A 25,838-nucleotide genomic window follows, 5' to 3' on the forward strand; every position below is an offset into this window, starting at 1 on the left:
TGATGAGTATTCGGTGAATCCCACATGGGCCGGCACAGGCCCTCAAGAACACCGACTTGGGGATGGATGGGTCAACGAACGACGAAAGTTGCCGGGCGCCGGTATAGCCGCGGCGTGTCCTTGGTGGGCAGCACGGTCTTTGCCGTGGGCGCGCTCGCCTTGTCGTCCGGCCTTGCCGCGTGGCTGGTCGGTTTTGACCCCATCGCCTGGCTGCACGGTCCGGCTCTCGCCAACACCTCCGCCGCGCTCACCTTCGACGATCGCTTCGGCTCCCGCTCCACGCTGAGCACGGCGTCGCTCTATTATCCATCGCGCCGCGGTGCCCGTTCGGACCGCGGCGATTTCAATGCCGAGTTCGATCATATCGAGGACGCGCTGGCCGGCCAGTTGCGCGAGACGCAGACCGATCTGCCGAGCCAGTCGCAGCCTGCGGCCGCGACGGCTGAGCCGACCGTCGCCGCGATCCCGATGCCGCGATCACGGCCGGCCGAGGCCAATCTGGCTGCGCGCAACGATCAGCCGGCCTCGCCACCGCCCCCGGTGCAGCAGGCCGACAGCCGGACGTTCCTGCAGAAGATCGCCGACCTGATGCCGGCCAAGCTGCAGCTGGCCTCGCTCGATCCGAATGACGTCGTGCTGTCCGGTCCGAGCCTCGATCTCGGCGCGCTGGGCTATGACAGCACCACCGCGGTCTACGACATCACCGCCCGCATCGTGTACATGCCCGACGGCACCAGGTTCGAGGCGCATTCCGGTCTCGGCAATCTGCTCGACGATCCGGCGCATGTGAGCGCCCGCAATGCCGGCGCGACGCCGCCCGGCATCTACGAGATGAAGCCGCGCGAAAAGCTGTTCCACGGGGTGCCCGCGCTGCGCATGACCCCGATCGAAGGCAGCGACACCTTCGGCCGCGTCGGCCTGCTGGTCCACCCGTACATGCTCGGGCCGAACGGCGATTCCAACGGCTGCATTTCGGTCAAGAACTACGACCGGTTCCTGCAGGCCTATCGCAACGGCACGGTCAAGCGCATCGCCGTCGTGACCAGCGTCAAGGACACGAAGTCGGCCGCGAGCCACTCGCCGTCGAACTCGTAGATCGCGCGTTCCGCGCCGGCGATCGAATCCGCCTTCCCAACAAGCTGACCGTCTGCGAAACATGGTGACCTCCGCGAGGTCGCCGTGAAAGTCGAACGCCGCCGCTTGCGCAGAACCATCGTCACGGCCCTCCTGTTCGGCGCCGTCGGCCTTGCGTGCACTCGACCGGCCGTTGCCGCCAGCGCAATCGATACGCTGGCAGCACAGATGAACGAGGCCGGAAACGCGGGCCGCAACGCGGACGGGCTGAACATCGCCCGGCGCCTGGAAGAGCTGGTGCGGCGCCAGCAGGGCACCGACAACATGAACTTCGCCGGTGTGCTGCACAACGAGGGCATGTTCCTGCATAACCTCGGCCGCTACAAGGAAGCCGCAGATCGCCTCAACGCCGCGCTCGCGATCAAGCTGCACTTTCACGATGCCGCCTCGATCCTGCGGACCTCGAACATCCTGATCAGTTCGTTGATGATGCTCGAGCGGCGATCGGATGCGCTCGCCGCAGGCAGGCAGGCACTGGCGGTCGGCACCGCCGCCTTCGGCCCTGATGATCCCAGGCTGGCCGGTGCACTGGAGTCGATGGGCACGATCGCGCGGGCACAGGAGAACTACGGCGACGCCCGGGACTTTTTCGAACGCGCGCTCGCGATCAAGCAGAGGTCGCCGAACATATCGCCGCCCGAGATCGCGACGGCGCTCGACGATCTCGGCGATCTCTACGGCCTGCAGGGACGTTTCGACGATGGCGAGAAGCTCTTGAAGCAGGGCCTTGCTACGCTCGACCAGGCCTATGGCGCGCAGGCCGCAGGCGCGCCGAACTATCTCAACATCCTGAACGACCTCGGTAACCTCTACAACGACGCTGGCCGCCTGCAGGACGCCGAGGCGACCTTGCGCAAGGCCTATGCGCTCGGACGTGAACGCGCCGGCGAGGACGACCCGAATGTCAGCTCGATGCTGGGCAACCTCGCCAACGTCCTCAACAAGCAGTCGCGCTACGCCGAGGCGGAGGTGCTGTTCAACCGGACGCTGCTCTCGCGGGAAAAGACCTTCGGGCCTGATCATCCGGCCGTGGTCTACGCGCTGAACAATCTCGCCAACAACTATGCCGATCAGGGGCGTGCCGCGGATGCGCTGCCGCTGCAGCAGCGCGTGCTCGCGATCCAGGAGAAGATCGCCGGCCCCGACAGCCCGGATGCCGCCCGCGTCCTGATGGCGATTGCAAGCACCTATAACGAGACCGGCCGTGCGGCCGAGGCGGCGCCGCTCTATCAGCGTGCCCTGCGGATCTTCTCGGAGAAGCTCGGCAGCGACAGCACCTTCACCGCGGACGCGCTGGGCGCGATCGGACGGCAGCAGCTCGATGCGGGACAGTTCGACGCGGCCGGCCAGAGCTTTGCCCGGGCGCTCGCGATTCAGGAGAAGGCGTTCGGCCGGGACCACGCCAGCCTGCTTCCGACGTTGCGTGCCCAGGGCCTGCTGGCGCTCCGGACCGGGGATTACGCAGCCGCCCGCAGTGCGCTCGAGCGCGCGCTGGCGATCGCGCTGGCGAAGCTTGGTCCCGATCATCTGACGACGTCGGCGATCCTGATCAACCTGTCCGACGTGTCGGCCGGCGAGAACAAATGGGCCGAGGCGCTGGCGACGCTTCGACGGGCCGCGGAGCGTCTTGCGGGCCGCGTCGGCAGCGGCGAGGCGACAGGCCTCCTCGTCGATCTCGACGGCCATCTGATCCGGGCGGTCTGGAAGGTCTCCGACGGAAAGCCCGATGATCAGCAGATCAACGAGGCCTTCACCTCGGCGCAACGCCTGCACGAGACCAGCGCAGCCTCCGCGGTCACGTTGATGTCGGCGCGGTTTGCCGCCGGCAATGATGCGGTTGCCGCGGCGGTGCGCCGTCAGCAGGACCTCAAGGCATCGCTCGACAGCCTGGACAAGCGCATCACGACGGAGCTCGGCGCGCCGGATGGCAAGCGCAATGACGGCCTGATCGCGAGCCTGCGCACCGAGAGCGGCGGCGTCCGCAAGTCGCTGGAGGAGACGGCGGCGCGGATCGCGCGCGAGTTTCCGGCCTATGCCGAACTCTCAAGCCCGGTTCCGTTGTCGTTGTCGCAGGTGCAGGCGCTGCTGAAGCCGGACGAGGCGGAGCTGCTGTTCCTTGCGATGAGCGATCGCAGCTTCGTCTTTGCGGTCACCCGGGAGCATGTCGGGATGCGCGCGATCGCGTTGCGCGCCGATGGGCTGGCCGATCGCGTCGCAGGCTTGCGGAGAGGCCTGTTCAATGGCGTGGCGGAGGTTGCGCCGTTCGATCTCGATGCATCCCACGAGCTCTACGCCGCGCTGTTTTCGCCGATATCCGACATCATCGCCGCGAAGCCGAAGCTTTTGATCGTGCCGACGGGCGCGCTGACCAGCCTGCCGTTCCAGGTGCTTGTGACGCGCACGCCCGATCCCGCGACGGGACAATCCGATCGCTACAGATCGGCGGCGTGGCTGATCCGCGACAAGGCGATCGACGTCCTGCCGTCCGTGAGCAGCCTGCGCGCCTTGCGCGTCTATGCCAGGGCCTCGCGCGCCAGCAAGCCGTTCATCGGCTTCGGCGATCCCGTGCTGCAGTTGGACGGCGGCAAGACCAGGATGTCGCGCAATGTCGATCCCTATTCGACCTACTACAAGGGAACCACGGTCGACATCGATATGCTCCGCAAGGGCCTCGCACCCTTGCCGGAGACTGCCGGCGAGCTGCTGGCGGTTGCGCATCAGCTCGGCGCCTCCGATGCCGACGTACGACTCGGCGCGGATGCGACCGTGACCAATGTGAGGCTCGCGCAGCTCGATCAGTACCGGGTGATCGACTTCGCGACCCACGGCCTCGTCGCCGGCGAAGTGAAGGGCTTGAGCGAGCCGGCGTTGGTGCTGACCTTGCCGGCGCGTCCGACCGCCGACGATGACGGGCTGCTGACATCGAGCCGGGTTGCGCGATTGACGCTGGACGCCGACTGGGCGGTGCTGTCGGCCTGCAACACCGCGGCGGGCGACAGGCCCGGCGCAGAAGGTCTGTCCGGGTTGGCCCGCGCGTTCTTCTACGCCGGCGCGCGGGCGTTGCTGGTGTCGCACTGGCCGGTTGATTCCGGTGCGGCGGTGAAGCTCACGACGGGCGCATTCTCCGAACTCGCCCATCATCCGGGGATCGGGCGGGCAGAGGCCCTGCGCCGATCGATGCTGGCCTTGATCAACGATCCATCCGATCCGAGGAATGCCGAGCCCGCACTATGGGCCCCGTTCGTGCTGGTCGGCGAGGGCGGCTAGCTCGTCTCATTCGTCGTTGGCTCATCCGCACCGTGGGCCCCTGGCACTGATTTGCCCGACGGCGCAAGCCTCGATTGCGAAAATATTTCGGTTTATCAGCATACCAAATCAGTGTATAGAATTTCCCGTCTCACCCGCTCGAGGGGCGCTCGCGATCGTCACGAACGTGGTGGTGGGATGCGGTGGACGTTGCGTGCGTGACTGACGAGAGCGCATGAAGCGGACGGCGAAATCGTGCAGGCCTGACGCCCTAGTGGCAGGTGTCTCCCGCGAGATGCGAAAGCATCTTCGCGAGACGGTGACAAAACAGCCCAGTCTCGCCGGGGCGAGCACGTATAAGCCGTAACCCATCGCGCAGGGAAAGCCGGTTGTTTCCGGTTACACCTGTGGTCCTACCCCGGTGCTACCTTTGTTGCACCGGGCCCATGGGTGCGATCGGCACCCGGCTTTCCCTGCGCCCTCTCCCAGAGAAGAGGGCGAAACGAGATGCAAGCCTCGGGCAATCATGTCGCGAGAATGCAGAGCTACGTCCTCATCCACTGCTGTCACGCCCGCGAAGCGATCCAGTAAGCCGCGGCCTATCGGCTCAAGCACAGCCGCCTCTGGAATGCTGGATCGCCCCTTTTTCGGGTGATGCTGAGTTTATCGCGACCGCGCGCCACAAACTCTGCGTCGTCCTGGCGACCAGGACGATGGGAATAACTTGTTTCAAGAGAATGTATACCAAAATGGCCTGATTCGGCCATAAATCGAGGAGTATTGCCAAATCCTAAGCAATATTGTATACAGATAGTATCCAAGAGGATGTCAGGGAGCGCCCGATGCCAAAATCCTTCCCGATGAATGCCTGGTACGCGGCCGGCTGGGATGCCGAGATCAAGCACGCGCTGTTGCCGCGCACGATCTGCGGCAAGCATGTCGTGATGTACCGGACGGGCGACGGCGAGGTGGTGGCGCTGGAGGATGCCTGCTGGCATCGCCTGGTGCCGCTGTCGAAGGGGCGTCTGGATGGCGACACCGTGGTCTGCGGCTATCACGGCCTGAAGTACAATGCGCAGGGTCGCTGCACATTCATGCCCTCGCAGGAGACCATCAACCCGTCGGCCTGCGTGCGCGCGTATCCCGTGGTCGAGCGCCACCGATTCATCTGGCTGTGGATGGGCGATCCCGCGCTCGCTGATCCCGCGCTGGTGCCCGACATGCACTGGAATCACGATCCGGCCTGGGCGGGCGACGGCAAGACCATTCATGTGAAGTGCGACTATCGGCTGGTCGTCGACAACCTCATGGACCTGACGCACGAGACCTTCGTGCACGGCTCCAGCATCGGCAATGATGCGGTCGCCGAAGCGCCGTTCGACGTGACCCACGGCGAGAAGACCGTGACGGTGACGCGCTGGATGAAGGGCATCGAGGCGCCGCCGTTCTGGGCCAAGCAGTTGCAGAAGCCGGGGCCGGTCGACCGCTGGCAGATCATCCGCTTCGAGGCGCCGTGCACGGTCAATATCGACGTGGGGGTCGCGCCGGCCGGATCAGGCGCGCCGGAGGGCGATCGTTCGCAGGGCGTCAACGGCTATGTGCTGAACACCATCACGCCCGAGACCGAAAAGACCTGCCATTACTTCTGGGCCTTCGTGCGCAATCACCGCATCACCGAGCAGCGCCTGACCACGGAAATCCGCGACGGCGTCTCCGGCATCTTCCACGAGGACGAGATCATCCTGGAGGCGCAGCAGCGCGCGATGGACGAGAATCCCGATCGCGTGTTCTACAACCTCAACATCGATGCCGGCGCGATGTGGGCGCGGCGCGTCATCGACCGCATGCTGGCCAGGGAAAATCCCATGCAAAATCCCCCGCAAAACCCGCCGCAGCACCAGCAGGCGGCGGAGTAGGCCATGGGGGAGCGCGAGGCCGATCGCTCCGTGTCGCAGACCGTGCGGGCGCAGCTCGCACTGCGCGACCTGATCCTGTCGGGCGGCCTGCGTCCCGGCGAACGCATCTCGGAATTGCAGGCAGTGGAAACCACCGGCGTGTCGCGCACGCCGGTGCGGATGGCGCTGGTCCGCCTGGAGGAAGAAGGGCTGCTGGAGGCGATCCCTTCGGGCGGGTTCATGGTCAAGGCGTTCTCCGAGCGCGACATCCTTGACTCGATCGAACTGCGCGGCACACTCGAAGGTCTTGCCGCGCGCTTTGCCGCCGAGCGCGGCGTCTCCGCGCGCGATCTCGAACCTCTCAGGGAGTGCCTCAACGAGCTCGACGGCCTGGTGCGCCAGGACCCGATCTCGGTGGAGGCGTTCTCGTCCTATGTCGCGCTCAATGCGCGCTTCCATACCCTGCTGACCGAGCTGTCGCGCAGCCCGCCCCTGATCCGGCAGATCGACCGCGCCTCGGCGCTGCCGTTCGCCTCGCCGAGCGGCTTCGTGATGGCGCAATCCGCGCTGCCCGAAGCGCGCCAGATCCTGCTGATCGCGCAGGATCACCATCGTATCGTGGTCGACGCCATCGAGAACCGCGAAGGCGCGCGAGCCGAGGCGATCATGCGCGAGCACGCCCGCCTTGCCGCGCGCAACCTGCGGCTGGCGCTGCGCAACCGCACCCATCTCGATCTGCTGCCGGCGCTGGCGCTGATCAGGTCGGCGGCCGACTGAGCGGAGAGATTCATGCGCTTCATCGAAACCTGGACGCCGGCAACCATCATCGCCACGCGCGACCTGACATCGGGCATCCGTGAATTCGTCCTGCGTCCGGATGGCTTCACTGCGGAGCCCTATCCGGTCGGCAGCCATATCCAGGTCGGCGTCACGATCGACGGCCGGCCCGAGACGCGCTCCTATTCGCTGGTCGGCGAGATGGACCCGCAAGGCTATCGGATCGCGGTGCGCCGCGCGCCTGACACGCGGGGCGGTTCGCGCTACATGTGGTCGCTGCGGCCGGGCGCCCGTCTCAACATCACGCTGCCGGCGTCGCTGGTCCAGCTCGACTGGACGCGCCGTCATGTCTGCCTCGTTGCCGGCGGCATCGGCATCACCCCGATCGTCGGCGCCGCGCAGGCGCTCGCCCGCCGCAACGCCGACGTCACGCTGCATTATGCGGTGCGGTCGCGCGCTGATGCCGCCTACCTCGATGTGCTCGAGGCCCTGCTCGGTGATCGCCTCACCGTCCATGCCGGCGACGAGGGCCACAGGCTCGATCTCAACGGCGTGTTCGCGACGCTGCCGAAAAATGCGATGACCTTGTTCTGCGGTCCGATCCGGATGCTGGATGCGGCACGGCATGCCTGGGAAGCGGCCGGCCGCCCGATGACCGACCTGCGCTACGAGACCTTCGGATCAAGCGGCCTGCTGCCGACCGATGAATTTCGTGTGCGGCTGAAGGGCGAGGGCGTCGAGTTGGTGATCCCGCGCGACCGCTCGATGCTTGATGTGCTCAGCGAGGCCGGGCACGAGGTGATGAGCGACTGTCGCCGCGGCGAGTGTGGCGTCTGCGCGCTCGACATCGTCGATGTCGACGGCGAGATCGACCATCGCGACGTCTTCTTCAGCGATCACCAGAAGCGGGAGAGCCGCAAGATTTGCGCCTGCGTCTCGCGCGTCCGCGGCACCATCACGGTGGATACCTTGCGCCGTGCCGATGCGGTCTGATTGCCGGAGCATTTTCGAGCGTGAAGAAAACGCGCCAAAAACAATCCGGAGCTTCGTTCAAATCCCGTCGGAATGGAATGGCCCTATGCGGCGTGCACGGATTGCGGCCTGGCGTCGAGCAGGCCGGAAATCTCGCGCGCCGACATCGGCCGGCCGATCAGGTAGCCCTGAACCTCGTCGCAGCTGGTCTGCCTGAGATAGTCGAGCTGGTCGGCGGTTTCGACGCCTTCGGCCACCACGCCGATCTGCAGGTCCTGCGCCAGCGCGATCACCGATTTCACGATCGCGGCGCAATCCGGCTGGGTCAGCATGTCGCGGATGAAGGACTGGTCGATCTTGATGCGGCTGAACGGCAGCTTGCGCAAATAGGTCAGCGAGGAGAAGCCGGTGCCGAAATCGTCGAGCGCGACCGTCACGCCGAGGTCGAGCAGCGCGTTCAGGATCGACGGCGCCGACCCGTATTTCGAGATCAGCATCGATTCGGTGATTTCGATCTCGAGCCGATGCGGCGAGACGTTGGCATCGGCGAGCGCCTGCACGATCGTCTGCAGGATGCTCACGTTGTGAAACTGGACCGCCGAGAAGTTCACGGCGATCCGGATCTGGTCCGGCCAGCGCGACAGCGTCGCGCAGGCACGGCGGATGACCCACTCGCCGAGCTGATGGATCAGCCCGGTTTCCTCGGCGATCGGAATGAACACACTCGGCGGGATCAGGCCGCGGATCGGATGCTGCCAGCGCAGCAGCGCCTCGAAGCCGGTGATGCGGCCTTTGCGGATGTCGAGGAACGGCTGGTAGACGAGGAACAGCTCGTCGGCCTCGATGGCGCGTTCGAGGTCCTGCTGCAGGGCGCGGCGGTCGCGCGCCGATTTGTCGTCATCGGCCTCGAAGAAGCAGATGGTGCCGGGCCCGGATTTCTTCGCCCGGTAGAGCGCGATGTCGACATGCTTGAGCAGGTCATGCGACGTGGTGCCGTCGCGCGGCGCCAGCACGATGCCGATGCAGGTGGTGCCCGCGATCTCGCAGCCGTCGATCACGAACGGGTCCGCAAAGGCCGCGACGAACTTCTCGGCGGTCGCGAGCGCGTCGCCCGGCCTTGCCAGGTTGGACATGACCAGCGCGAACTCATCGCCGCCGATGCGCGCAACATGCTCGGCTGCGCGCGTGCAGCGCTGCAGCCTGGCGGCGACCTGGACCAGGAACTCGTCGCCGGAAGGATGGCCGAACCTGTCGTTCACCTCCTTGAAGCGATCGAGATCGAGCAGAAGCACCGCGAATTCCTCGCCCGACCGGGCGAGCCGCGTCAGGGCGGCTTCGAGCGTCTCGTTGAAGGCGACGCGGTTCGGCAGATGGGTCAGCGGGTCCCGCCGCACCGTCCGTTCGGCTTCGTGCTGGGCGATGACGCGCCGCCTGAACTCGAGAGAGTTGACGAACACGCCGCGCAGCAGCACCGCGCCGTAGACCACGACCAGGACGGCCATCAGGAGATAGACGAAATCGCCGTCCCTGCCGAGGCAGATCGCGGTGCCGATGAAGATCGGCGCGGTGAATGCAATCGCCGCGATCGGTATGGTGGCGAAGGCGAATGCGCCGCCCGCCAGCATTCCGGCGCAGAGGCAGGTGATCACCAATTGACCGCCGCTCGACGCGTTCGCGAAAAAGGCGACCGGGACAATGCCCCAGGCCGCGCCGAGCGCCAGCGCGTTTCGCACCAGGCGGTACATGGTCTGGCGCGATACGAATTGCGGCTTGGCGATGCGCCGTGCGGCTCGCGCCTGCAGGCCGAAGAAGGTTGCTGCGCTGATCACCGCGGCCGCCCAGATCAGGGCGAAGACCCAATCGGGCGATTGCCACAGCGCGACCGCGAGCACCATGGCGTTGCAGGCATTGGCCAGCATGATGCCGACCGAGTAGCCGAGAACCAGCGAGACCTGCTCGGCACGGATGTGGCCTGCGAGCAATTCATCCGTCGGTGGTGCGCCGAAGGCTGCCAGGTCGCCCGCGAACAAGGTCGCGAAATATGATCTCAGATAGTTACGCATCCCAACGCTGCTTGCGCGAACCGGGCCCCCGCACCGGACCCAAGAATTCTCCGCAAACCTTTGACAAATTATGAACTATTGGAATCCGTCGCTTCATGGTCGGGGTGCTGCCGGTTCCCGGCGTCCGGCATCGCTAACAAATCGATACAAATGCCCGGAACCGGCGGCGTGCGGCCGATCCGCCCAATCGATCGACCAGGGCGGCATACTTTGCGACCGGCCACACCCGCTTGATCCCCGGGTGGTTTTTCGCGATGACTGAAGGTTCCCGCGACGAAAAGAAGCCAGAAGGTGCGCGCATGAGCCTCCCGACCACGAACCATGATCCGGGATTTCGCATCACGCGGGCGAGCCACGTCATCCTGACCGTGCGCGACCTGGTCGCGAGCCGGCAATTCTATGAAAGGGTGATCGGCCTGATCCTGACCGCCGAGGAGGACGGCGCACTCTATTTCCGCGGGGTCGAGGAGGCCTGTCATCACAGTCTTGTGCTGCGCAAGGGCAGTGACGCCGGTTGCGCGCGGCTCGGCCTGCGGGTGTTCCAGGAGGCCGATCTCGACCGGTTGAAGGTCTTCTTCGAGGCGCGTGGTTGCCCCGCTGTTTGGGCCGAGGTGCCGCATCAGGGGCGAACGCTGCACGCGGCCGATCCCGCCGGCACGCCACTCGAGTTCTGCGCGATCATGCCGGTGGTGCCGCGCATGATCACCAGATTCACCCGTCACGCCGGCGGCTCGGCGCTGCGGCTCGACCACTATCAGGTGCTGACGCCGGAGGTACGCAAGGCCTGCGAGTTCTACACCGCGGCGGGCTTTCGCCTCAGCGAGTATATTGCCCCCCGCGGGACCTTCGATCTGCGCGGCGTGTTCCTGCAGCGCAAGGGCAATCCCCACGATATCGTGTTCTTCAACGGCGCCGGTCCGCGGCTGCATCACTTCGCGTTTCTCGCGCCTGAAGTCCATCACCTTCTCTCCGCCTGCGATCTCGCTGGTGAACTCGGCTACGGCGCTTCCGTCGAGCGCGGCCCGGGACGACACGGTCCGGGACATGCGATGTATGTCTATATGCGCGATCCCGATGGCCATCGCGTCGAGCTGTTCAATACGCACTACCAGATCATGGATATCGAGAACGAGCCCGTCGGCTGGGACCCGTCCGACCACACGATCTCCTTCCCCTGGGGCCTGCCGGCGCGGCAGGCCTGGTTCGAGGAGGCTACGCCGTTTGCCGGCGTTGCGATCCGCGAGCCGGAGACGAAGCCGAGGCCGCTGACGCTCGAGGCGTATCTTGGGAAGTAGCATGCCCTTGTCCGCCGAGCCCGCGACCCACGATGTGGCGATCGTCGGCCTCGGGCCGGTCGGCGCCATCTTCGCCAATCTGCTCGCGCAGGAAGGCCTGAGCATCGCGGTCGTCGAGCGCGCCGCCGGGATCTACGACAAGCCGCGCGCGATCACGCTCGATCACGAGGCGCTGCGGGTGCTGCAGGCGATCGGGCTCGGCGCGTTCATGGAGCAGGCGATCGCCCCGCACAACGGCTCGCACTATCTCGGCGTCGACGGTGAGCTGATCAAGATCTTCGATCCGATGCCGCCGCCATTCCCGCTCGGCTGGACCCCGAACGTCACCTTCGTGCAGCCGGAGATGGAGCATGCGCTGCGCGACCGGCTCGCCGGTTCCGCGAATGCAGAGCTTGCCCTCGCGGCTACCGGGATGTCGCTGCGTCAGGACGACGACGCGGTGATGCTGACGGCCCGGCGCGAGTCCGGCGAGGAGCTGGTGATCCGTGCGCGCTATCTGGTCGGCTGCGACGGCGCCAACAGCTTCGTGCGCAAGCAGCTGGGCGTTGGACTCGAAGACCTAGCCTTCGACGAGTGGTGGATGGTGGTCGATACGCTGACCAGCGAGCCCGACAAGCGGCCCGCGAAAACCTTTCAATACTGCTGGCCGGGGCGCCCCGGCACCTTCGTGCCCGGCCCGCGCAATCTGCGACGCTGGGAGATCAAGCTGCTGCCGGGCGAGGATCCCGAGGCGGCCGGCGCGCCTGATAATGTCGTGAAGCTGCTCGAGGGCTTCACCGATATCTCCGATCTGACCATCTGGCGTTCGGCGGTCTATCGCTTCCACGCGCTGCTCGGGCAGCGCTGGCGCGACCGCCGCGTGCTGCTGATGGGGGACGCCGTTCACCAGACGCCCCCCTTCCTCGGGCAGGGATTGTGCGCCGGCATCCGCGATGCCGCCAATCTCGCCTGGAAGCTCAGGATGGTGCTGCGCGGCGATGCGGACGATACGCTGCTCGACAGTTACGAGATCGAGCGCAAGCCGCATGTCCGGGCCGTCGTGGCCAGCGCCAAGGAGTTCGGCAAGATCATCGGCGAGCTCGATCCCGTCGCCGCCGCAGCACGTGACGTACGGTTGCGCGCCGACCTCAAGGCAGGCAGGGCGGAAACGATCAGGCAGAAGTTCATCCCGGATCTCGCCTCGGGCCTGATCGCATCGGATGCGAAGCTGGCCGGGCGGCTGTTCGTGCAGCCGCATGTGATGGCGCCGGACGGAAGCATGGGCCGGCTCGACGATCTGCTCAAGCCGGAATTCGCCATCGTCGCGGCAGCCGCAACGCCGATGGCCTGGCTGTCGGATGCGTCTCGTGCCGCCTGGCGGCGTCTCGCCGGCGAGCGCGTCGTCATTACGACGTCGGGCGAGAGCGCGGACGCCGATGGTGTCTTGACCGTCGTCGAGCGTGACGGGCTGTTTGCAGGCTGGATGCGGGACAATGCCGTCGCGGCGGTGATCGTGCGGCCCGACCGTTATGTGTTCGCCGCCGCAGACAGCGCCAACGAGCTGAACATGCTCGTGGAGCAACTGCTCCAGAACCTCAGCGCAGGGCGCCAGTCTTTTCAAGACGTCGCTTTGTCTGTACCACCGGACCAAAGAACATCCGGGGGAAACCGTGAATAATAATGATGCCGCCGAATTCGATTATGTCATCGTCGGCGCCGGCTCGGCCGGGTGCGTGCTGGCCAATCGCCTGAGTGCCGACGGCAAGCATTCGGTGCTGTTGCTCGAGGCCGGACCGAAGGACACCAATATCTGGATCCATGTCCCGCTCGGCTACGGAAAGCTGTTCAAGGAAAAATCCGTCAACTGGATGTACCAGACCGAACCCGAGCCCGGCCTGAACGGGCGGCAGGTGTTCCAGCCGCGCGGAAAGGTGCTCGGCGGTTCGAGCTCGATCAACGGCCTGCTCTATGTGCGAGGCCAGCACGAGGATTACGACCGCTGGCGCCAGCGCGGCAATGCCGGCTGGGGCTACGACGACGTGTTGCCCTATTTCCGCAAGGCGGAGAACCAGCAGCGCGGCGCCGACAAGTTTCACGGTGCCGATGGACCGCTGCCGGTGTCGGACTGGCGACATCACGATCCGCTCTCGGAAGCCTTCGTCGTCGCGGCTGCGGAGGCCGGCATTCCCACCAATCCCGATTTCAACGGTGCGACCCAGGAGGGCGCCGGCTTCTTCCAGACCACGACGCGGCGCGGCAGGCGTGCCAGCACGGCGCGGTCCTACCTGCGTCCAGCGATGACGCGCGGCAATCTGCGGGTCGAGACCTCGGCGTTGGCGCAGCGCATCCTGTTCGAGGGCAGGCGTGCCCGAGCCGTGCAGTACAAGCGGGAGGGGCAGCTGCGCACTGCAAGGGCACGCAAGGAGATCCTGGTGTCGGGCGGCGCGTACAACTCGCCGCAATTGCTGCAGCTCTCCGGCGTCGGCCCGGCCGATCTCCTGAAGCAGCACGGTATCGAGGTGGTGCTCGATGCGCCCGGCGTCGGCAATGACTTGCAGGACCACATGCAGGTGCGGCTCGTCACGCGCTGCGCGCAATCCGTCACGCTGAACGACATCATCAACCATCCGGTCCGACGCGTCATGGCGGGGCTGCGCTACGCCGCGCTGCGCAAGGGGCCGCTGACGATCGCGGCGGGCACCTCGGGCGCGTTCTTCAAGACCAGTCCGCGGCTGGCATCGCCCGATATCCAGATCCACTTCCTGCCGTTCTCGACCGACAAGATGGGCGAGAAGCTGCACCCGTTCTCGGGCTTCACGGCGTCGGTCTGCCAGTTGCGCCCGGAGAGCCGCGGCTCGCTCAGGATCAGAAGCGCGGATGCGGGCGTGCCGCCCGAGATCCGCATCAACTACCTTGCAACCGAAACCGATCGCCGGGCCTTCATCGACGGCATCCGCATCCTGCGCAAGATTCTCGCCGCGCCGGCCCTGAAGTCCTATGTCGTGGCGGAGGTCGATCCTGGCGCCAAGGTGGTCAGCGACGATGATCTGCTCGAGTTCTGCCGCCGCACCGGCAGCACCGTCTATCACCCGACCTCGACCTGCCGGATGGGCAGTGACGCGCTCGCCGTGGTCGACCAGCGGCTCAAGGTGCGCGGTATCGACGGCTTGCGCGTGGTCGACGCCTCGATCATGCCGGACCTGATGTCAGGCAACACCAACGCGCCGACGATCATGATCGCGGAGAAGGCATCCGACATGATCCTGGAGGATGCGCGGTAGCATGCGAGGCCCTATCCCCGGTGCGCCCTGACCCGCTTCACCATCTGCTCGACATGGGCGATCGGCGTTTCCGGCTGAATGCCATGGCCGAGGTTGAAGATCAGCCGCCCCTTGCCGAAATTGTCCAGCACGTCGTCGACGGCTCGGTCGAGCGCGGCGCCGCCGGCGATCAGCGCCAGCGGATCGAGATTGCCCTGCACGGCGACGCGCGGCTGCACCCGCTCGCGCACCATCGCGGGATCGGCGGCCCAATCGATCGACACGGCGTCGACGCCGGTCTGCTCCACATAATCGGGCAGCATGCCAGCCGCGCCGCGCGGAAAGCCGATGATCCGGGCGTTCGGGACCTGCTTGCGCACGCCGGCGACGATGCGCCGCGCCGGCTCGATCGACCAGCGTGCGAATTCGCGCGGCGGCAGCACTCCGGCCCAGGTGTCGAAGACCTGCAGGCAGTCGGCGCCGGCCCGGAGCTGGCCGACGAGATATTCGATCGAATTCTCCACCAGGACGTCGATGATCCTGCCGAACGCTTGCGGGTGGCGATAGGCGAACAGGCGGGCCGGCGCCTGGTCGGACGTGCCCTGTCCGGCGACCATGTAGGTCGCGACCGTCCACGGAGCGCCGCAGAAGCCGATCAGCGCGACATCAGGTGCGAGCTCGCGCCGGACGCGGCGCAATGCCTCGTAGACCGGCTCGAGCTTGGCAAAATCCGCCCGTGCCGCGAGCGTCGCGACCTGCTCGGGTGTCGCCAGCGGATCGAGCCGCGGGCCTTCGCCGGCCTCGAAGCGCACCGAGCGGCCAAGCGCGTAGGGCATCACCAGAATGTCGGAGAAGATGATCGCGGCGTCGAAGCCGAACCGGCGGATCGGCTGCAGCGTGACTTCGGCGGCGTGGTCGGGCGTGAAGCAGAGCTCGAGGAAGCTGCCGGCCCTTGCGCGCAGCTCGCGATATTCGGGCAGATAGCGGCCGGCCTGCCGCATCATCCACAAGGGTGGAACGGTTTGTCGCCGGCCCGACAGGACCTCGATGAACGGTTTCGATGCGGAGGCCTGTGACACGCGAAAGTTCCTGATCCCGGGCAAAATTTGCAGACCCTGATACACGGTGCGTCGCGACGGGCCAAGGCGGTTCTGGAACCCGCATGCGAACGGGGGCGTTGTTTCCGACAATGGAGGACGACATGGCCGAGAAGTTCAATCCCGCGGCGCATGACAAGCACGCCGAAAAGCCGCGCGAAGCGCAGGCGGCCGACCGTGAGCGCCACACCAGGCTGAAAAAAGGCCTGGAGGACACCTTTCCGGCGTCCGACCCGGTCAGCGTGACGCAGCCTGCACCGTCGAAGCACGATGGCGATCGCGACGGCAAATCGCCTGCGAGAAGGTGACGGCGTGTGCCGCTAACTGCGTTGCGAACCGAGTTCAATCACGCGGCGAAGCGTTCGCCGCGGTCCCGATCGCGGCCTAGTTCACCAGCACCGCGCCGTCGCAGCGGACGCCCATCACCCACGCGTCGGCCTGGCCGATGCCGACGCCCAGCATCGCAAGCACGGATGCGAGCACCTGATCGACCGGGCTGGTTACGCCGTGCAGGATTCCCGCCACCGTTGCACCCAATCCCGGAACCGGAAGCCCGAGCGGGCCGGCATTGACCGTGAGCGAGAGGTCGCCGAGCAGGCTCCCCGTCAGCGATGTGAGAAAATTGGTCGTCGTCACCGTCTTCTTTGCCAGCGACTGAATGTCGCTGTAGCTGAAGGTGACGCCGGTCGGCGCGGTGTTGCCCATGCCGGCATGGGCGAGTCCGGCGACTGTGACGCCACCGACGTTGACCAGCGTGGCCGGTGGCGGATTTGGCTTGGTCGTGAAGTTGGTCATTTCGGCAAGGGTGACGCCGCCGATCCAGGCATCGATGATCCCCGGGGTCACCCCAAGCGTCACCATCGACGTGTTCACGTTCGGGCGGCCGCACGACACCGCGTTGAGGGTCGCGGTGCCCGAGGCGACTTCGACATAAACCGGCAGGTTGATCGTCGAGACAGGGCCGCTGCCGAGAACCTGGATCGACACCAGGATCCTGGTCTGGGCGGTATGCACGCTCGCACCCTGGCTGCCCATCTCCACCCAGCCCGCCAGATACGAGCCGAAGACGACGATGCCGAAGACGAAAGCGAGAAACAGACGATGGTACACGGCGTTCAGCAGCTCGCCGCCGAGGCGGCGCGCTCATCGGTCGCGGGGATAACCGACACCGAACGCAACAGCCTCGCCATGAGCTACGTCGCCGCGAACGCGTCGGCCTATCCACTGCTGGTGCCCCGGCAACCTCACGGTCAGCGATAGCTGCTCTTGCCGGTCAGGTACCGGGCGAAATAGAGCGGCGTCTGGGTGCTCAGTGTGATCCGCGCGGCATTGGCGGCGCCGACAGCCGGAGTCACGAACCTGGATTGCGGCGCGATCCCGGGGTTTGCCGGGTAGGTCCCGAGCTGGACGTTGACCAGCGCGCTGGCCGGATAATTGTTTTGCGTCACCGTCGCGGTGGCGGCATTGGTCGCATTGGTCAGGTTGCTGGCGGCGACGATCGAGGCGAGGTCCGCGGTGCTCTTCGTCTGGTGCGCAACGTTGCGGGCCTTAGATTAAGGAAAACTATGAAAACGGTTCCGCGAATCAGAAGCGGTGATCGACTCGGATGGACGCACCAAGCCTGATGGGGAGCGCAGTGACCTATGAAGTGATCAAGAAATCTGATGCGTTATCCGCAGAACTACGGAGAGCTTGCCGCAAGCAGCCGCTAAATGCGGTCGGTGGTGCACCGTAACACTACGTGGTAATGCACGTCGCAATGCACATGCCGTAAATTGCGGCTAAACCAAAGTGCAACCAAATGTTAGTATAGCTCAATCACATAATATGGAGACCGCAATTGCGTCCCGTGCTGAGATTGGAGGGCTCGCGATGCACCGACCACGTCAATTTTTGAATATTCCGACCGAGATCGTTCGTACGGTTGTTGCCATCGCCGAAACCGGAAGCCTGTCGAAGGCGGGGGAGCGACTTGGCCTCAGCCAGCCGGCGATAAGCTCGCAAGTCAAGCGGCTGCAAAGCCTGGTGGGCGGTGCACTCTTCGTCAGGACCGCGAACGGGACCACAACCACCGAGCTCGGCAAGGTTGCGGTGCAGCAGGCACGGCGTATCCTGGAAGCGAACGATCAATTGCTCCGGCTCGGCGGAAACAATGAAGGGCCGCAACCGCTCCGGATCGGCGTCAGCACCTTGCTCGCTGACGAGCTGATGAAGACCCAGGCCGCCGAAGATCTCACCGATACCTTCATCCACGCCGATCTGTCGCCGACCATCGTCCGCGGACTGATCGACGGCTATATCGACGTCGCCTATGTCTACAGCTTTCCGTTGATCGACACAGAGGATGATGTGACGATCGCGCAGGAAATCGAAGAGCATTCGATGTGGGTCCGGTCACGCGACTTCGTCCTGCGGCCGGGGGCTCCGATCCCTATCCTGGCATGGCCGGGCGATGACTGGATGATCCGTACGCTCACCAAGCACAACATCTCGTACAAGATCGTGTTCCGGTCTCCGAACCACCAGTTGCGGCTCGAGGCGGCGCGGGCCGGCTTCGGCCTGACGGCGATGCCCGAGCGGATGGTGCCCTCGTTCCTTCTTTCGGCGAAGGATTATTATCTGCCTGATCTCCCGACCCACAAGCGCCTGTTGTGCGTGCGTCAAGGCCTGGAAGGGAGCCGCGCGACGGCGCTGGTGCAGCGGCTGTCGACCCTGTTGTTCAAGGGCACAAAGCCGATGCGGCAGGTCGGCAGACTGTAAGCTGCGCCGCTCAATAGTGCGGGGGGCGCTCGCTGGCGGCGCCCGGCGCATGTCGCTCGGCATCCTGAAGGCGCTCGCGCAATTCGGCGACCTGGCGTGTCAGCGCGTCGATCTGCTTCCATTGTGCCGTGATGGTCTGGTTCAACGTCTCGATGGTCTCGTCCTGGTAAGTCAGCCGGACTTCCAGCGCATCGATCCGTTCGCCGAGCCTGGCGACGTCAGTCACGGGCCGCGCCCTCGGATTTGCGCTCACGCAGGCCATGGCCGAGCGCGACACGTTCGTCGAACACAAAGCACTCGCCGCGCCAGCGGCTGTCCTGCTTCGGCGTCTCCTCGAGATATTTCAGGATGCCGCCCTTGAGGTGGTAGACCTCGGCGAAGCCGTGCGCGAGCAGGTAGGCGCTCGCCTTCTCGCAGCGGATTCCACCGGTGCAGAACATCGCGATCTTCCGGTGCCGCAGGGGATCGAGGCGCCGCGCGGCAAACTCCCTGAACTGCCCGAAGCTCGCGATGCTGGGATCGACCGCTCCCTCGAAGGTGCCCATCGCGACCTCGAAGGCGTTGCGGGTGTCGAGCACCAGCGTGTCGGGTGACGCGATCAGCGCGTTCCAGTCGGCAGCGTCGACATAGGTGCCGACCCGCCGTGTCGGGTCGACGGTGGTGTCGCCGAGCGTCACGATCTCCTTCTTCAGCCGCACCTTCAGCCGCTGGAACGGCATCTCCACGGCTTCCGAGAATTTCAGCTCGAGGTTGTCGAGGCGGCCATCGAACAGCGGCCCGTGTCGCAACTCCGCGACGAAGGCGTCGATGCCATCGTCGGTGCCGGCGACCGTGCCGTTGATGCCCTCATGCGCCAGCAGCACGCTGCCCTTGAGGCCAAGTTCAGCGCACCGCGCGCGCAGCGGCTCGCGCAACGCGCGGAAATCCGGCAGCGCGGCGAATTGGTAGAGGGCGGCGACCTTGAGGGGCATGGCCGGGGGTTTATCAGGCCGGCTGGACCTGCGAAACCCCGCGAAGCCATGCGCTATCGGGATGTTTCCTCTGGCATGCCAAGCATTGCCCTGTCAGCGATGAATGTGCCATGTACTCTCACCCGCCCCATCCGCATCAGCACATCACGACCGAGTGAGCACTCAACTATGAGGAATTTCCATTTCGCCGGCCGTTCCACGGTCCATGCCCAGAACGCGATGGTGGCGACCTCGCATCCGGAGGCGGCGCTCGTGGCCATCGAGGTGATGCGCGAGGGCGGCACGGCGGCGGACGCGGCGGTCGCGGCCTGCGCACTGCTCGGCGTCATCGAGCCGCAATCGACCGGCATCGGCGGCGACTGTTTTGCGCTGGTCCAGCCGCGGGGCGAGGGCAAGATCACGGCCTACAACGGTTCGGGCCGCGCGCCGATGGCGGCGACGGTGGATTGGTATCTCGATCACAATATTCGCTCGGTGCCGCTGACCTCGGCGCATGCGGTCAGCATTCCCGGCGCGATCGATGCCTGGGACGTGATCCTGCGGGATCACGGCAGGTTCGGCTTCGATCGGCTGCTGCAGCCTGCGATCAAGGCGGCCGAGGAAGGCTACGTGGTCGCCCCGCGCATCGCCTTCGACTGGAAGAATGGATTCGAGAAGCTGAAGAACGGCACCAACACGGAGCGCTATCTGCTGCCGCACGGGAAGCCGGCCGTGGCCGGTGACGTGATCCGCCAGCCCGAGCTCGGCAAGACGCTGCGCGCGATCGCGAGAGAGGGCCGCGATGCCTTCTACTCCGGCGAGATAGCGGCCGACATGGTCGAGACCTTGCGCCGGATCGGTGGCCTGCACACGCTGGAGGATTTTGCCGCGCATTCGACCGAGGCGACGGCGCCGATCGGCACATTGTACAAGGACCATGACGTCTGGCAGTGCCCGCCGAACGGTCCTGGCATCACCATGCTGGTGATGCTCAACATCCTCTCGCGCTTCGACCTGACCAGGTTCAAGCCGCTCAGCATCGAGCGCTTCCATCTGGAGGCGGAAGCCGCGCGCATCGCCTACATGATGCGCGAGCAGTACATCGGCGATCCCCAGCACGCCCATGTCGACGTCGCCGGCATCCTGTCAAGGGAATTCGCCGACGAGCACGTCAGGAACATCCGGATGGACCGGCTGCTCGATCTGCCCAACGTCGCGCCGCCGATGAACCCGTCGACGGTCTACATCACGGTGGTCGACAAGGACCGCAACGTCTGCTCCTTCATCAACTCGATCGCGCATTCCTTCGGCTCGGCGATCGTCTCCGACAAGAGCGGCATCCTGTTGCAGAACCGCGCCGGCGGTTTCCGTATCCAGCCGGGTCACCCCAATTGCATCGCGCCGGGAAAGCGCCCGCTGCATACCATCATCCCGGCGCTCGTGACCAGGAATGGCCGTGCCGTGATGCCGTTCGGCGTGATGGGCGGGCAGTATCAGCCGGTCGGCCAGACCCATGTCTTGACCAACATCCTCGATTACGGCTGCGACGTGCAGGAAGCGATCGACATGCCGCGCGGCCTGCACTACGAGGGCGTCTACCAGCTCGAGGACAGCGTGCCGGCCGAGATCGTCGAGGGCCTGAAGAAGATCGGCCACAAGACCACCAGTGTGGTCCCGCCGCTCGGTGGCGGCCAGGCGATCTGGATCGACTGGGACAAGGGCACGTTGACCGGCGGCTCCGATCCGCGCAAGGACGGCTGCGCACTGGGTTACTGACCGACCGCCGTCAATCAAGGAGAGAGACCCCATATGCGATCGTCCCGACGCTCGATCATCAAGACCGCCCTGGCCGGCCTCGCCGCCGCCATCTCCACGCCCGCTGTCGTCGGTACGGCAGCGGCCCAAACCGCAGGAAAGCCCATGACCACAGCTTCAGGCCTCCAGATCATCGACGGCAAGGTCGGCACCGGCGCATCGCCGAAGCCCGGCCAGACTTGCGTGATGCACTACACCGGCTGGCTCTACGAGAACGGCCAGAAGGGCAAGAAGTTCGACTCCTCCGTCGATCGCAACGAGCCGTTCGAATTCCCGATCGGCCAGGGCCGCGTGATCAAGGGCTGGGACGAGGGCGTCGCCACCATGAAGGTCGGCGGCAAGCGGACGCTGATCATCCCGCCGAACCTCGGCTATGGCGCGCGCGGCGCCGGCGGCGTGATCCCGCCGAACGCCACGCTGATGTTCGACGTCGAACTGCTGGCGGTGAAGTAACCGCAAAGGGGGAGGCGCAGCCGTGAAGATCTCGATCCTCGACGATTATTTCGACACGCTGCGCACCCTCGATTGCTTCCACAAGCTCGACGGCCATGAGGTCGCGATCTGGAACGACCACGTCCAGGACGTCGAGGCGCTCGCCGAACGGCTGCGCGAAACCGATGCGCTGGTGCTGATCCGCGAGCGGACGCAGATCCGCACCCCGCTGCTCGAACGTCTGCCGAGGCTGAAGCTGATCAGCCAGCGCAGCGTCTATCCGCACATCGACATCGACACATGCACCCGGCTCGGCATCATCGTGTCGTCAGGCCAGCACGCGGATACGCCGTCATACGCCACCGCGGAGTTCACCTGGGGCCTGATCCTCGCGGCGATGCGCGCGATCCCGCAGCAGATGGCGGCGCTGAAGGCCGGCAAGTGGCAGATCGGTGTCGGCCACACCCTGCGCGGCAAGACGCTCGGCATCTACGGCTATGGCCGCATCGGCGCCGTGGTCGCGGGCTACGGCAAGGCGTTCGGCATGAAGGTGCTGGTCTGGGCGCGCGAGGCGGCACTGGAGAAGGCCCGCACCGACGGCTACGAGACGGCAGCCAGCAAGGCGGATTTCTTCGCGCGGTGCGACGTGCTATCGCTGCACATGCGCCTCGTCGACGCCACGCGCGGCATCGTCAAGGCGGAAGACCTCGCGCGCATGAAGGAGACGGCGCTGATCGTCAACACCAGCCGCGCGCCGCTGATCGAACCGGAAGCGCTGGTCGACGCGCTGCGGGCCGGGCGGCCCGGCATGGCCGCGGTCGACGTCTACGAGAAGGAGCCGCTGCGCGACACCTCCGATCCGCTGCTCAACATGGACAACGTCGTCTGCACCCCGCATCTCGGCTACGTTTCGCGCGATGAGTACGAGATCCAGTTCACCGACATCTTCGACCAGATCGTGGCCTATGCCGCTGGTACTCCGATCAATGTGGTCAATCCGGACGTGCTCGCCAAGTCGCGGCCGGGGATCTGACCGGCGCACCGGCCCATGTTGCGGATTTTCCGCTCGCCTGCGCGGGCGCTTTTCGCTAGCGTTCCGGCCACGAAACCTGAACTCCGAAAGCAAGAACGATGAGCGGTTCCCACGATCACACCCACCCACACGACCACGATCATCACCATCATGACGACGAGCGCTGGAAGCACGACGGCGTGCGCGTGATTCCCGGCAGTCAGCTTGATCCGAACGTGCCGTCGACCGCCGGCATGGACCGCAAGGCCGCGATCAATTTCGCACGTGTCGGTGCGCAGAAACTATGGGCGGGCACCGTCAGCATCAAGCCGGATGCCAAGACCGGCGCGCATCATCACGGCCATCTCGAAAGCATCATCTACGTAGTGAAGGGCAAGGCGCGGATGCGCTGGGGCGAGCGGCTGCAGTTCACTGCCGAGGCCGGCCCCGGCGATTTCATCTTCGTGCCGCCCTATGTGCCGCATCAGGAGATCAACGCCAGCCGCGACGAGGTGCTGGAATGCGTGCTGGTGCGCTCCGACGGCGAGGCGGTTGCGATCAATCTCGACATCGAGCCGGTGGAGAAGCCGGAGACCGTGCTGTGGATCGACCCTGTGCACCGGCATCCCGACGAGAAGAAATAGCAAATCCTGCAGCGTCATTCCGGCGCGATGCGGAGCAATCTCACGCAAAGAGCTCGGGATCCCGGGTTCACGCGGTGTGCGCGCACCCGGAATGACCGCGCAAAAGGGGAGGCTTCCATGTCACTCGTTCGCTACGAGAGCGCCGGCCATGTCGCGACCATCACGATGGCGCGCAGCGACAGGCACAATGCGCTCAACAACGCGCTGTGCACCGGGCTGCGCGACGCCTGGCTGCGCTTCCGCGACAGCGATGATCGCGTCGCGGTGCTGGCCTCGTCGGAAGAGCAGTATTTTTCCGTCGGTGCCGACGTCGGTGACCTCCCCGCCAACATGTGGCACGCCGTGCCGGGCCTGGGTGTGGAACTGGACAAGCCGGTGATTGCCGCGACCTCCGGCTGGGTCGTGGGCGGAGCCTTCGTGTTGGTCCAGATGGCCGATCTCTGCGTTGCGTCGGAGACGACGCGGTTCATCTATCCCGAGGGAAAAGTCGGCACCACGGCGGGCGGCGTCTCGTCGGTGATGGCGCGGATGCCGCACAAGATCGCCATGGAATTCTTGCTGGTCGGCGAAGAAATGCGGGCAGATCGGGCCTTCCAGATCGGTTTCGTCAACAAGATCGCGCCGAAAGGCCAACACGTCGCAATGGCGCAGGAGATGGCGGCGAAAATCGCCGGCAACGCGCCGCTGGTGGTCCGCGCGCTGAAGAAGCTCGCCCGCGAGGCGATGCCGAAGGGGCCACTGGAGACGGTCGCCGACGTCCGGCGGCTGCTCGACGAAGTCCGGGACAGCGAAGATCTCAAGGAAGGCGTCAAGGCGTTCAGCGAGAAGCGCAGGCCGAGATTTACGGGGAAATAGAGCCAGAAGCTGCTCTCGCGACAATCGTCATTCCGGGGCGATGCGCGGCATCGAGCCCGGAATCTCGCACAACAATTTCGAGATTCCGGGTTCTCGCTTCGCGAGCCCCGGAATGACGGGTGTGGTTACGCAAACACGCTGTGATCGATCACTTCGTTCGGCACCACGTAACCGTAGCGCGTGTTCGACGGCTCGGCGCCGGCCTTCTCGTACTTCTCCTTCATCATCGCGAAGCGATCGCCCTTCAGCTCCAGCATCGCGCGCTTCGGCTGGATGTTGTAGAGGCGCGCATTGTTGTCGCCGAAGATCGCCGATTTCACCGGTCCGTCGGCCGCGCCGAGCGGCGCATAGCCGAATTTCTTCTGCATCGCCTCGGGGATCTCCAGCCGTCGCAGACCCTCGATCTGCCATTGCGGTGCGCCGGTCCACAGCGCGTCGGTGCCCCAGCAGACGTGATCGACGCCGAGTCCCTTGATCAGGGTGCCCATCAGCGCGGCGCAGACATTGGGTTCGGCGACCAGCGTGGTCGCGAACAGCTGCCCGACATCGCCATAGACATTGTTGACTCCGTATTGCGCGGGGATGTCGGCGAGATCAGAGGTCCAGGCGATGCGGCCGGTGCGTTCGAACTCGTCGAGCGCCACCTTCGGGTTGCCACCGACATGACGATAGGCCGAGTGATAGATGATGAAGTTGAGCTGCGGCCAGTCCTTGGCCGCCTGGCCAACATCGGCGACATCGGCAAAGCCGCGCAGGTTCGGATACTGCTTCTCGATTCCGGGCGGGAACAGGCCCTTGTGGATGCAGACATTCCTGATGCCCGCCTGCACCATCTTCTCGTAACCCTTGTAGGCGACTTTCTCGTCGTCCATGCGCCAGGGATAGCGGCTGATCTCCTTGTGGGTGTTGTCGCCGATCGTGTAGCCCTTGCAGGATTCCGGCTTCAGCGCCAGCGCCGCGTCGAGCTTGCCGAGCCAGCCGGGCTGTCCCGGCGTGAAGATCGCGTGGCAGAACACGCGGCGCGAGCCGGCCTCGTCGTTGATCTTCCGACGGGCGTCGGCCATCTGTTCGTTGGTCAGGAACCAGTCCTGCTCGATATCAGACGGCGCCGACGAGATCAGCGCGATCTTGGTGTCGGAATCGAGAAACATCTCCTTCTTGTAGTTGTTGAATTTGAGGTCCTCTATGGTCTGCTCGTGGTCGTTGAGCTCCCTGTTCCAGCCGGCCTTGCCGACCGCCTTGCGCATCTCGACGAAGCCCATGATGCGGGTGTCGTCGCGCAGGAAATGCGTGTGCATGTCCATGATGAACTGGTCCTTCAGGGAGCTGGCGCGCGCCTCGGCCATCGCCGGTGTCGCAGCCTCCGCCGGCGTAACGTCGAACAGCTCACCGTAGACCTGGTTCATCGCGACAAAGGATGCCGCCATGCCGGCCGCGGTCTGGAAGAATCGTCGGCGGTCGAGGCCCTGTCTGCCGCCGAGATCGTCGGCCATCGCAAGCAGCCGCGCCTCGACCTCGCGCTGACGCTCATTTTGCGGATCAGGATAGAATTCGTCGCTGGAGACGATCTGCGTCGGGATCGGCGTCCGGTACCGGCACAGTTCGGAGGGCATCAAGGCGGCAAGTTCGTCTTCCGTCAGATTGCTGCTCAT

General features: G+C 65.5%; 22 protein-coding genes and 1 pseudogene. 16 read left to right on the plus strand and 7 right to left on the minus strand.

What is annotated here, in order from left to right; all coding sequences use genetic code 11:
- The first annotated feature begins 123 nt into the window (after nt 1–123).
- From JQ586_RS03965 to JQ586_RS03985, 5 genes are all read left to right on the plus strand, one after another.
- Complete coding sequence (locus tag JQ586_RS03965; RefSeq protein WP_312016925.1) at nt 124–1,095, plus strand: tlde1 domain-containing protein; 972 nt, start codon at nt 124–126, stop codon at nt 1,093–1,095.
- 84 nt (nt 1,096–1,179) lie between these two features.
- Nucleotides 1,180–4,401, plus strand: coding sequence for a CHAT domain-containing tetratricopeptide repeat protein (locus JQ586_RS03970; protein ID WP_212393188.1), 3,222 nt, complete (start codon nt 1,180–1,182; stop codon nt 4,399–4,401).
- Between the two features lie 821 nt (nt 4,402–5,222).
- Nucleotides 5,223–6,296, plus strand: a complete 1,074-nt coding sequence (locus tag JQ586_RS03975; protein ID WP_212393189.1) for an aromatic ring-hydroxylating dioxygenase subunit alpha — start codon at nt 5,223–5,225, stop codon at nt 6,294–6,296.
- Between the two features lie 3 nt (nt 6,297–6,299).
- Entirely contained in the window at nt 6,300–7,052 is a 753-nt protein-coding gene (locus JQ586_RS03980; protein ID WP_212393190.1) for a GntR family transcriptional regulator, read from the plus strand.
- Between the two features lie 12 nt (nt 7,053–7,064).
- Complete coding sequence (locus tag JQ586_RS03985; protein WP_212393191.1) at nt 7,065–8,045, plus strand: PDR/VanB family oxidoreductase; 981 nt, start codon at nt 7,065–7,067, stop codon at nt 8,043–8,045.
- 83 nt (nt 8,046–8,128) lie between these two features.
- On the opposite strand, the gene JQ586_RS03990 is transcribed toward JQ586_RS03985, so the two are convergent.
- On the minus strand, nt 8,129–10,087 hold the full coding sequence (locus tag JQ586_RS03990) for a bifunctional diguanylate cyclase/phosphodiesterase (RefSeq protein ID WP_212393192.1): 1,959 nt from the start codon (nt 10,085–10,087) through the stop codon (nt 8,129–8,131).
- Nucleotides 10,088–10,386: 299 nt separating this feature from the next.
- Between JQ586_RS03990 and JQ586_RS03995 the strand changes: the two genes are divergently transcribed.
- From JQ586_RS03995 to JQ586_RS04005, 3 genes are read left to right on the plus strand one after another with little or no spacing between them, the layout of a single operon-like run.
- Nucleotides 10,387–11,382, plus strand: coding sequence for a VOC family protein (locus JQ586_RS03995; RefSeq protein WP_249147258.1), 996 nt, complete (start codon nt 10,387–10,389; stop codon nt 11,380–11,382).
- A 1-nt stretch (nt 11,383) separates the two neighbouring features.
- Entirely contained in the window at nt 11,384–13,039 is a 1,656-nt protein-coding gene (locus tag JQ586_RS04000; RefSeq protein WP_212393194.1) for a bifunctional 3-(3-hydroxy-phenyl)propionate/3-hydroxycinnamic acid hydroxylase, read from the plus strand.
- A complete protein-coding gene (locus tag JQ586_RS04005) occupies nt 13,032–14,642 on the plus strand; it encodes a GMC family oxidoreductase (protein WP_212393195.1) in 1,611 nt (536 codons plus the stop codon). Before JQ586_RS04000 ends, JQ586_RS04005 begins: the two co-directional genes overlap by 8 nt.
- An 11-nt stretch (nt 14,643–14,653) precedes the next feature.
- Here the strand turns inward: JQ586_RS04005 and hemE are convergent, their stop codons facing one another.
- Nucleotides 14,654–15,700 carry a uroporphyrinogen decarboxylase gene (hemE, locus tag JQ586_RS04010; protein WP_212393196.1) on the minus strand — a complete coding sequence of 349 codons (1,047 nt, stop codon included), beginning with the start codon at nt 15,698–15,700 and terminating at the stop codon, nt 14,654–14,656.
- Between the two features lie 122 nt (nt 15,701–15,822).
- Between hemE and JQ586_RS04015 the strand changes: the two genes are divergently transcribed.
- The gene (locus tag JQ586_RS04015) at nt 15,823–16,026 is read left to right on the plus strand and encodes a hypothetical protein (protein ID WP_212393197.1); all 204 of its coding nucleotides are present in this window, start codon (nt 15,823–15,825) and stop codon (nt 16,024–16,026) included.
- A 76-nt stretch (nt 16,027–16,102) separates the two neighbouring features.
- Here JQ586_RS04015 and JQ586_RS04020 read toward each other — a convergent pair whose 3' ends face one another.
- On the minus strand, nt 16,103–16,828 hold the full coding sequence (locus JQ586_RS04020; protein WP_312016926.1) for a hypothetical protein: 726 nt from the start codon (nt 16,826–16,828) through the stop codon (nt 16,103–16,105).
- On the opposite strand from JQ586_RS04020, the pseudogene JQ586_RS04025 reads away from it, so the two are divergent.
- A pseudogene (locus tag JQ586_RS04025) lies at nt 16,820–16,954 on the plus strand (pilus assembly protein); the annotation flags it as partial. The gene JQ586_RS04020 and the pseudogene JQ586_RS04025 sit on opposite strands and share 9 nt — an antisense overlap.
- Before the next feature lie 14 nt (nt 16,955–16,968).
- Here the strand turns inward: JQ586_RS04025 and JQ586_RS04030 are convergent.
- The gene (locus JQ586_RS04030; protein WP_409410956.1) at nt 16,969–17,166 is read right to left on the minus strand and encodes a TadG family pilus assembly protein; all 198 of its coding nucleotides are present in this window, start codon (nt 17,164–17,166) and stop codon (nt 16,969–16,971) included.
- A 424-nt stretch (nt 17,167–17,590) separates the two neighbouring features.
- On the opposite strand from JQ586_RS04030, the gene JQ586_RS04035 reads away from it, so the two are divergent.
- A complete protein-coding gene (locus JQ586_RS04035) occupies nt 17,591–18,478 on the plus strand; it encodes a LysR family transcriptional regulator (RefSeq protein ID WP_249147260.1) in 888 nt (295 codons plus the stop codon).
- Between the two features lie 10 nt (nt 18,479–18,488).
- Here the strand turns inward: JQ586_RS04035 and JQ586_RS04040 are convergent, their stop codons facing one another.
- Both JQ586_RS04040 and JQ586_RS04045 read right to left on the minus strand, forming a co-directional pair.
- On the minus strand, nt 18,489–18,740 hold the full coding sequence (locus JQ586_RS04040; RefSeq protein WP_212393198.1) for a SlyX family protein: 252 nt from the start codon (nt 18,738–18,740) through the stop codon (nt 18,489–18,491).
- Nucleotides 18,697–19,449, minus strand: coding sequence for a rhodanese-related sulfurtransferase (locus JQ586_RS04045; RefSeq protein WP_212393199.1), 753 nt, complete (start codon nt 19,447–19,449; stop codon nt 18,697–18,699). The genes JQ586_RS04040 and JQ586_RS04045 overlap by 44 nt, the downstream gene beginning before the upstream one ends.
- A 168-nt stretch (nt 19,450–19,617) precedes the next feature.
- Here JQ586_RS04045 and ggt point away from each other — a divergent pair, with 168 nt between their 5' ends.
- The 5 genes from ggt to JQ586_RS04070 all read left to right on the plus strand — a co-directional run bounded on the left by ggt (nt 19,618) and on the right by JQ586_RS04070 (nt 24,186).
- Nucleotides 19,618–21,204, plus strand: a complete 1,587-nt coding sequence (ggt, locus tag JQ586_RS04050; protein WP_212393200.1) for a gamma-glutamyltransferase — start codon at nt 19,618–19,620, stop codon at nt 21,202–21,204.
- Between the two features lie 33 nt (nt 21,205–21,237).
- Nucleotides 21,238–21,696 carry an FKBP-type peptidyl-prolyl cis-trans isomerase gene (locus tag JQ586_RS04055; protein ID WP_212393201.1) on the plus strand — a complete coding sequence of 153 codons (459 nt, stop codon included), beginning with the start codon at nt 21,238–21,240 and terminating at the stop codon, nt 21,694–21,696.
- A gap of 22 nt (nt 21,697–21,718) precedes the next feature.
- On the plus strand, nt 21,719–22,708 hold the full coding sequence (locus tag JQ586_RS04060; RefSeq protein ID WP_212393202.1) for a D-2-hydroxyacid dehydrogenase family protein: 990 nt from the start codon (nt 21,719–21,721) through the stop codon (nt 22,706–22,708).
- A 98-nt stretch (nt 22,709–22,806) separates the two neighbouring features.
- Nucleotides 22,807–23,331 carry a cupin domain-containing protein gene (locus JQ586_RS04065; protein WP_212393203.1) on the plus strand — a complete coding sequence of 175 codons (525 nt, stop codon included), beginning with the start codon at nt 22,807–22,809 and terminating at the stop codon, nt 23,329–23,331.
- 117 nt (nt 23,332–23,448) lie between these two features.
- The gene (locus tag JQ586_RS04070; RefSeq protein WP_212393204.1) at nt 23,449–24,186 is read left to right on the plus strand and encodes an enoyl-CoA hydratase/isomerase family protein; all 738 of its coding nucleotides are present in this window, start codon (nt 23,449–23,451) and stop codon (nt 24,184–24,186) included.
- Between the two features lie 125 nt (nt 24,187–24,311).
- Here the strand turns inward: JQ586_RS04070 and JQ586_RS04075 are convergent, their stop codons facing one another.
- Nucleotides 24,312–25,838 carry an amidohydrolase family protein gene (locus JQ586_RS04075; RefSeq protein WP_212393205.1) on the minus strand — a complete coding sequence of 509 codons (1,527 nt, stop codon included), beginning with the start codon at nt 25,836–25,838 and terminating at the stop codon, nt 24,312–24,314.

This window comes from Bradyrhizobium jicamae, from assembly GCF_018130215.1.
GTDB lineage: Bacteria > Pseudomonadota > Alphaproteobacteria > Rhizobiales > Xanthobacteraceae > Bradyrhizobium > Bradyrhizobium jicamae_A.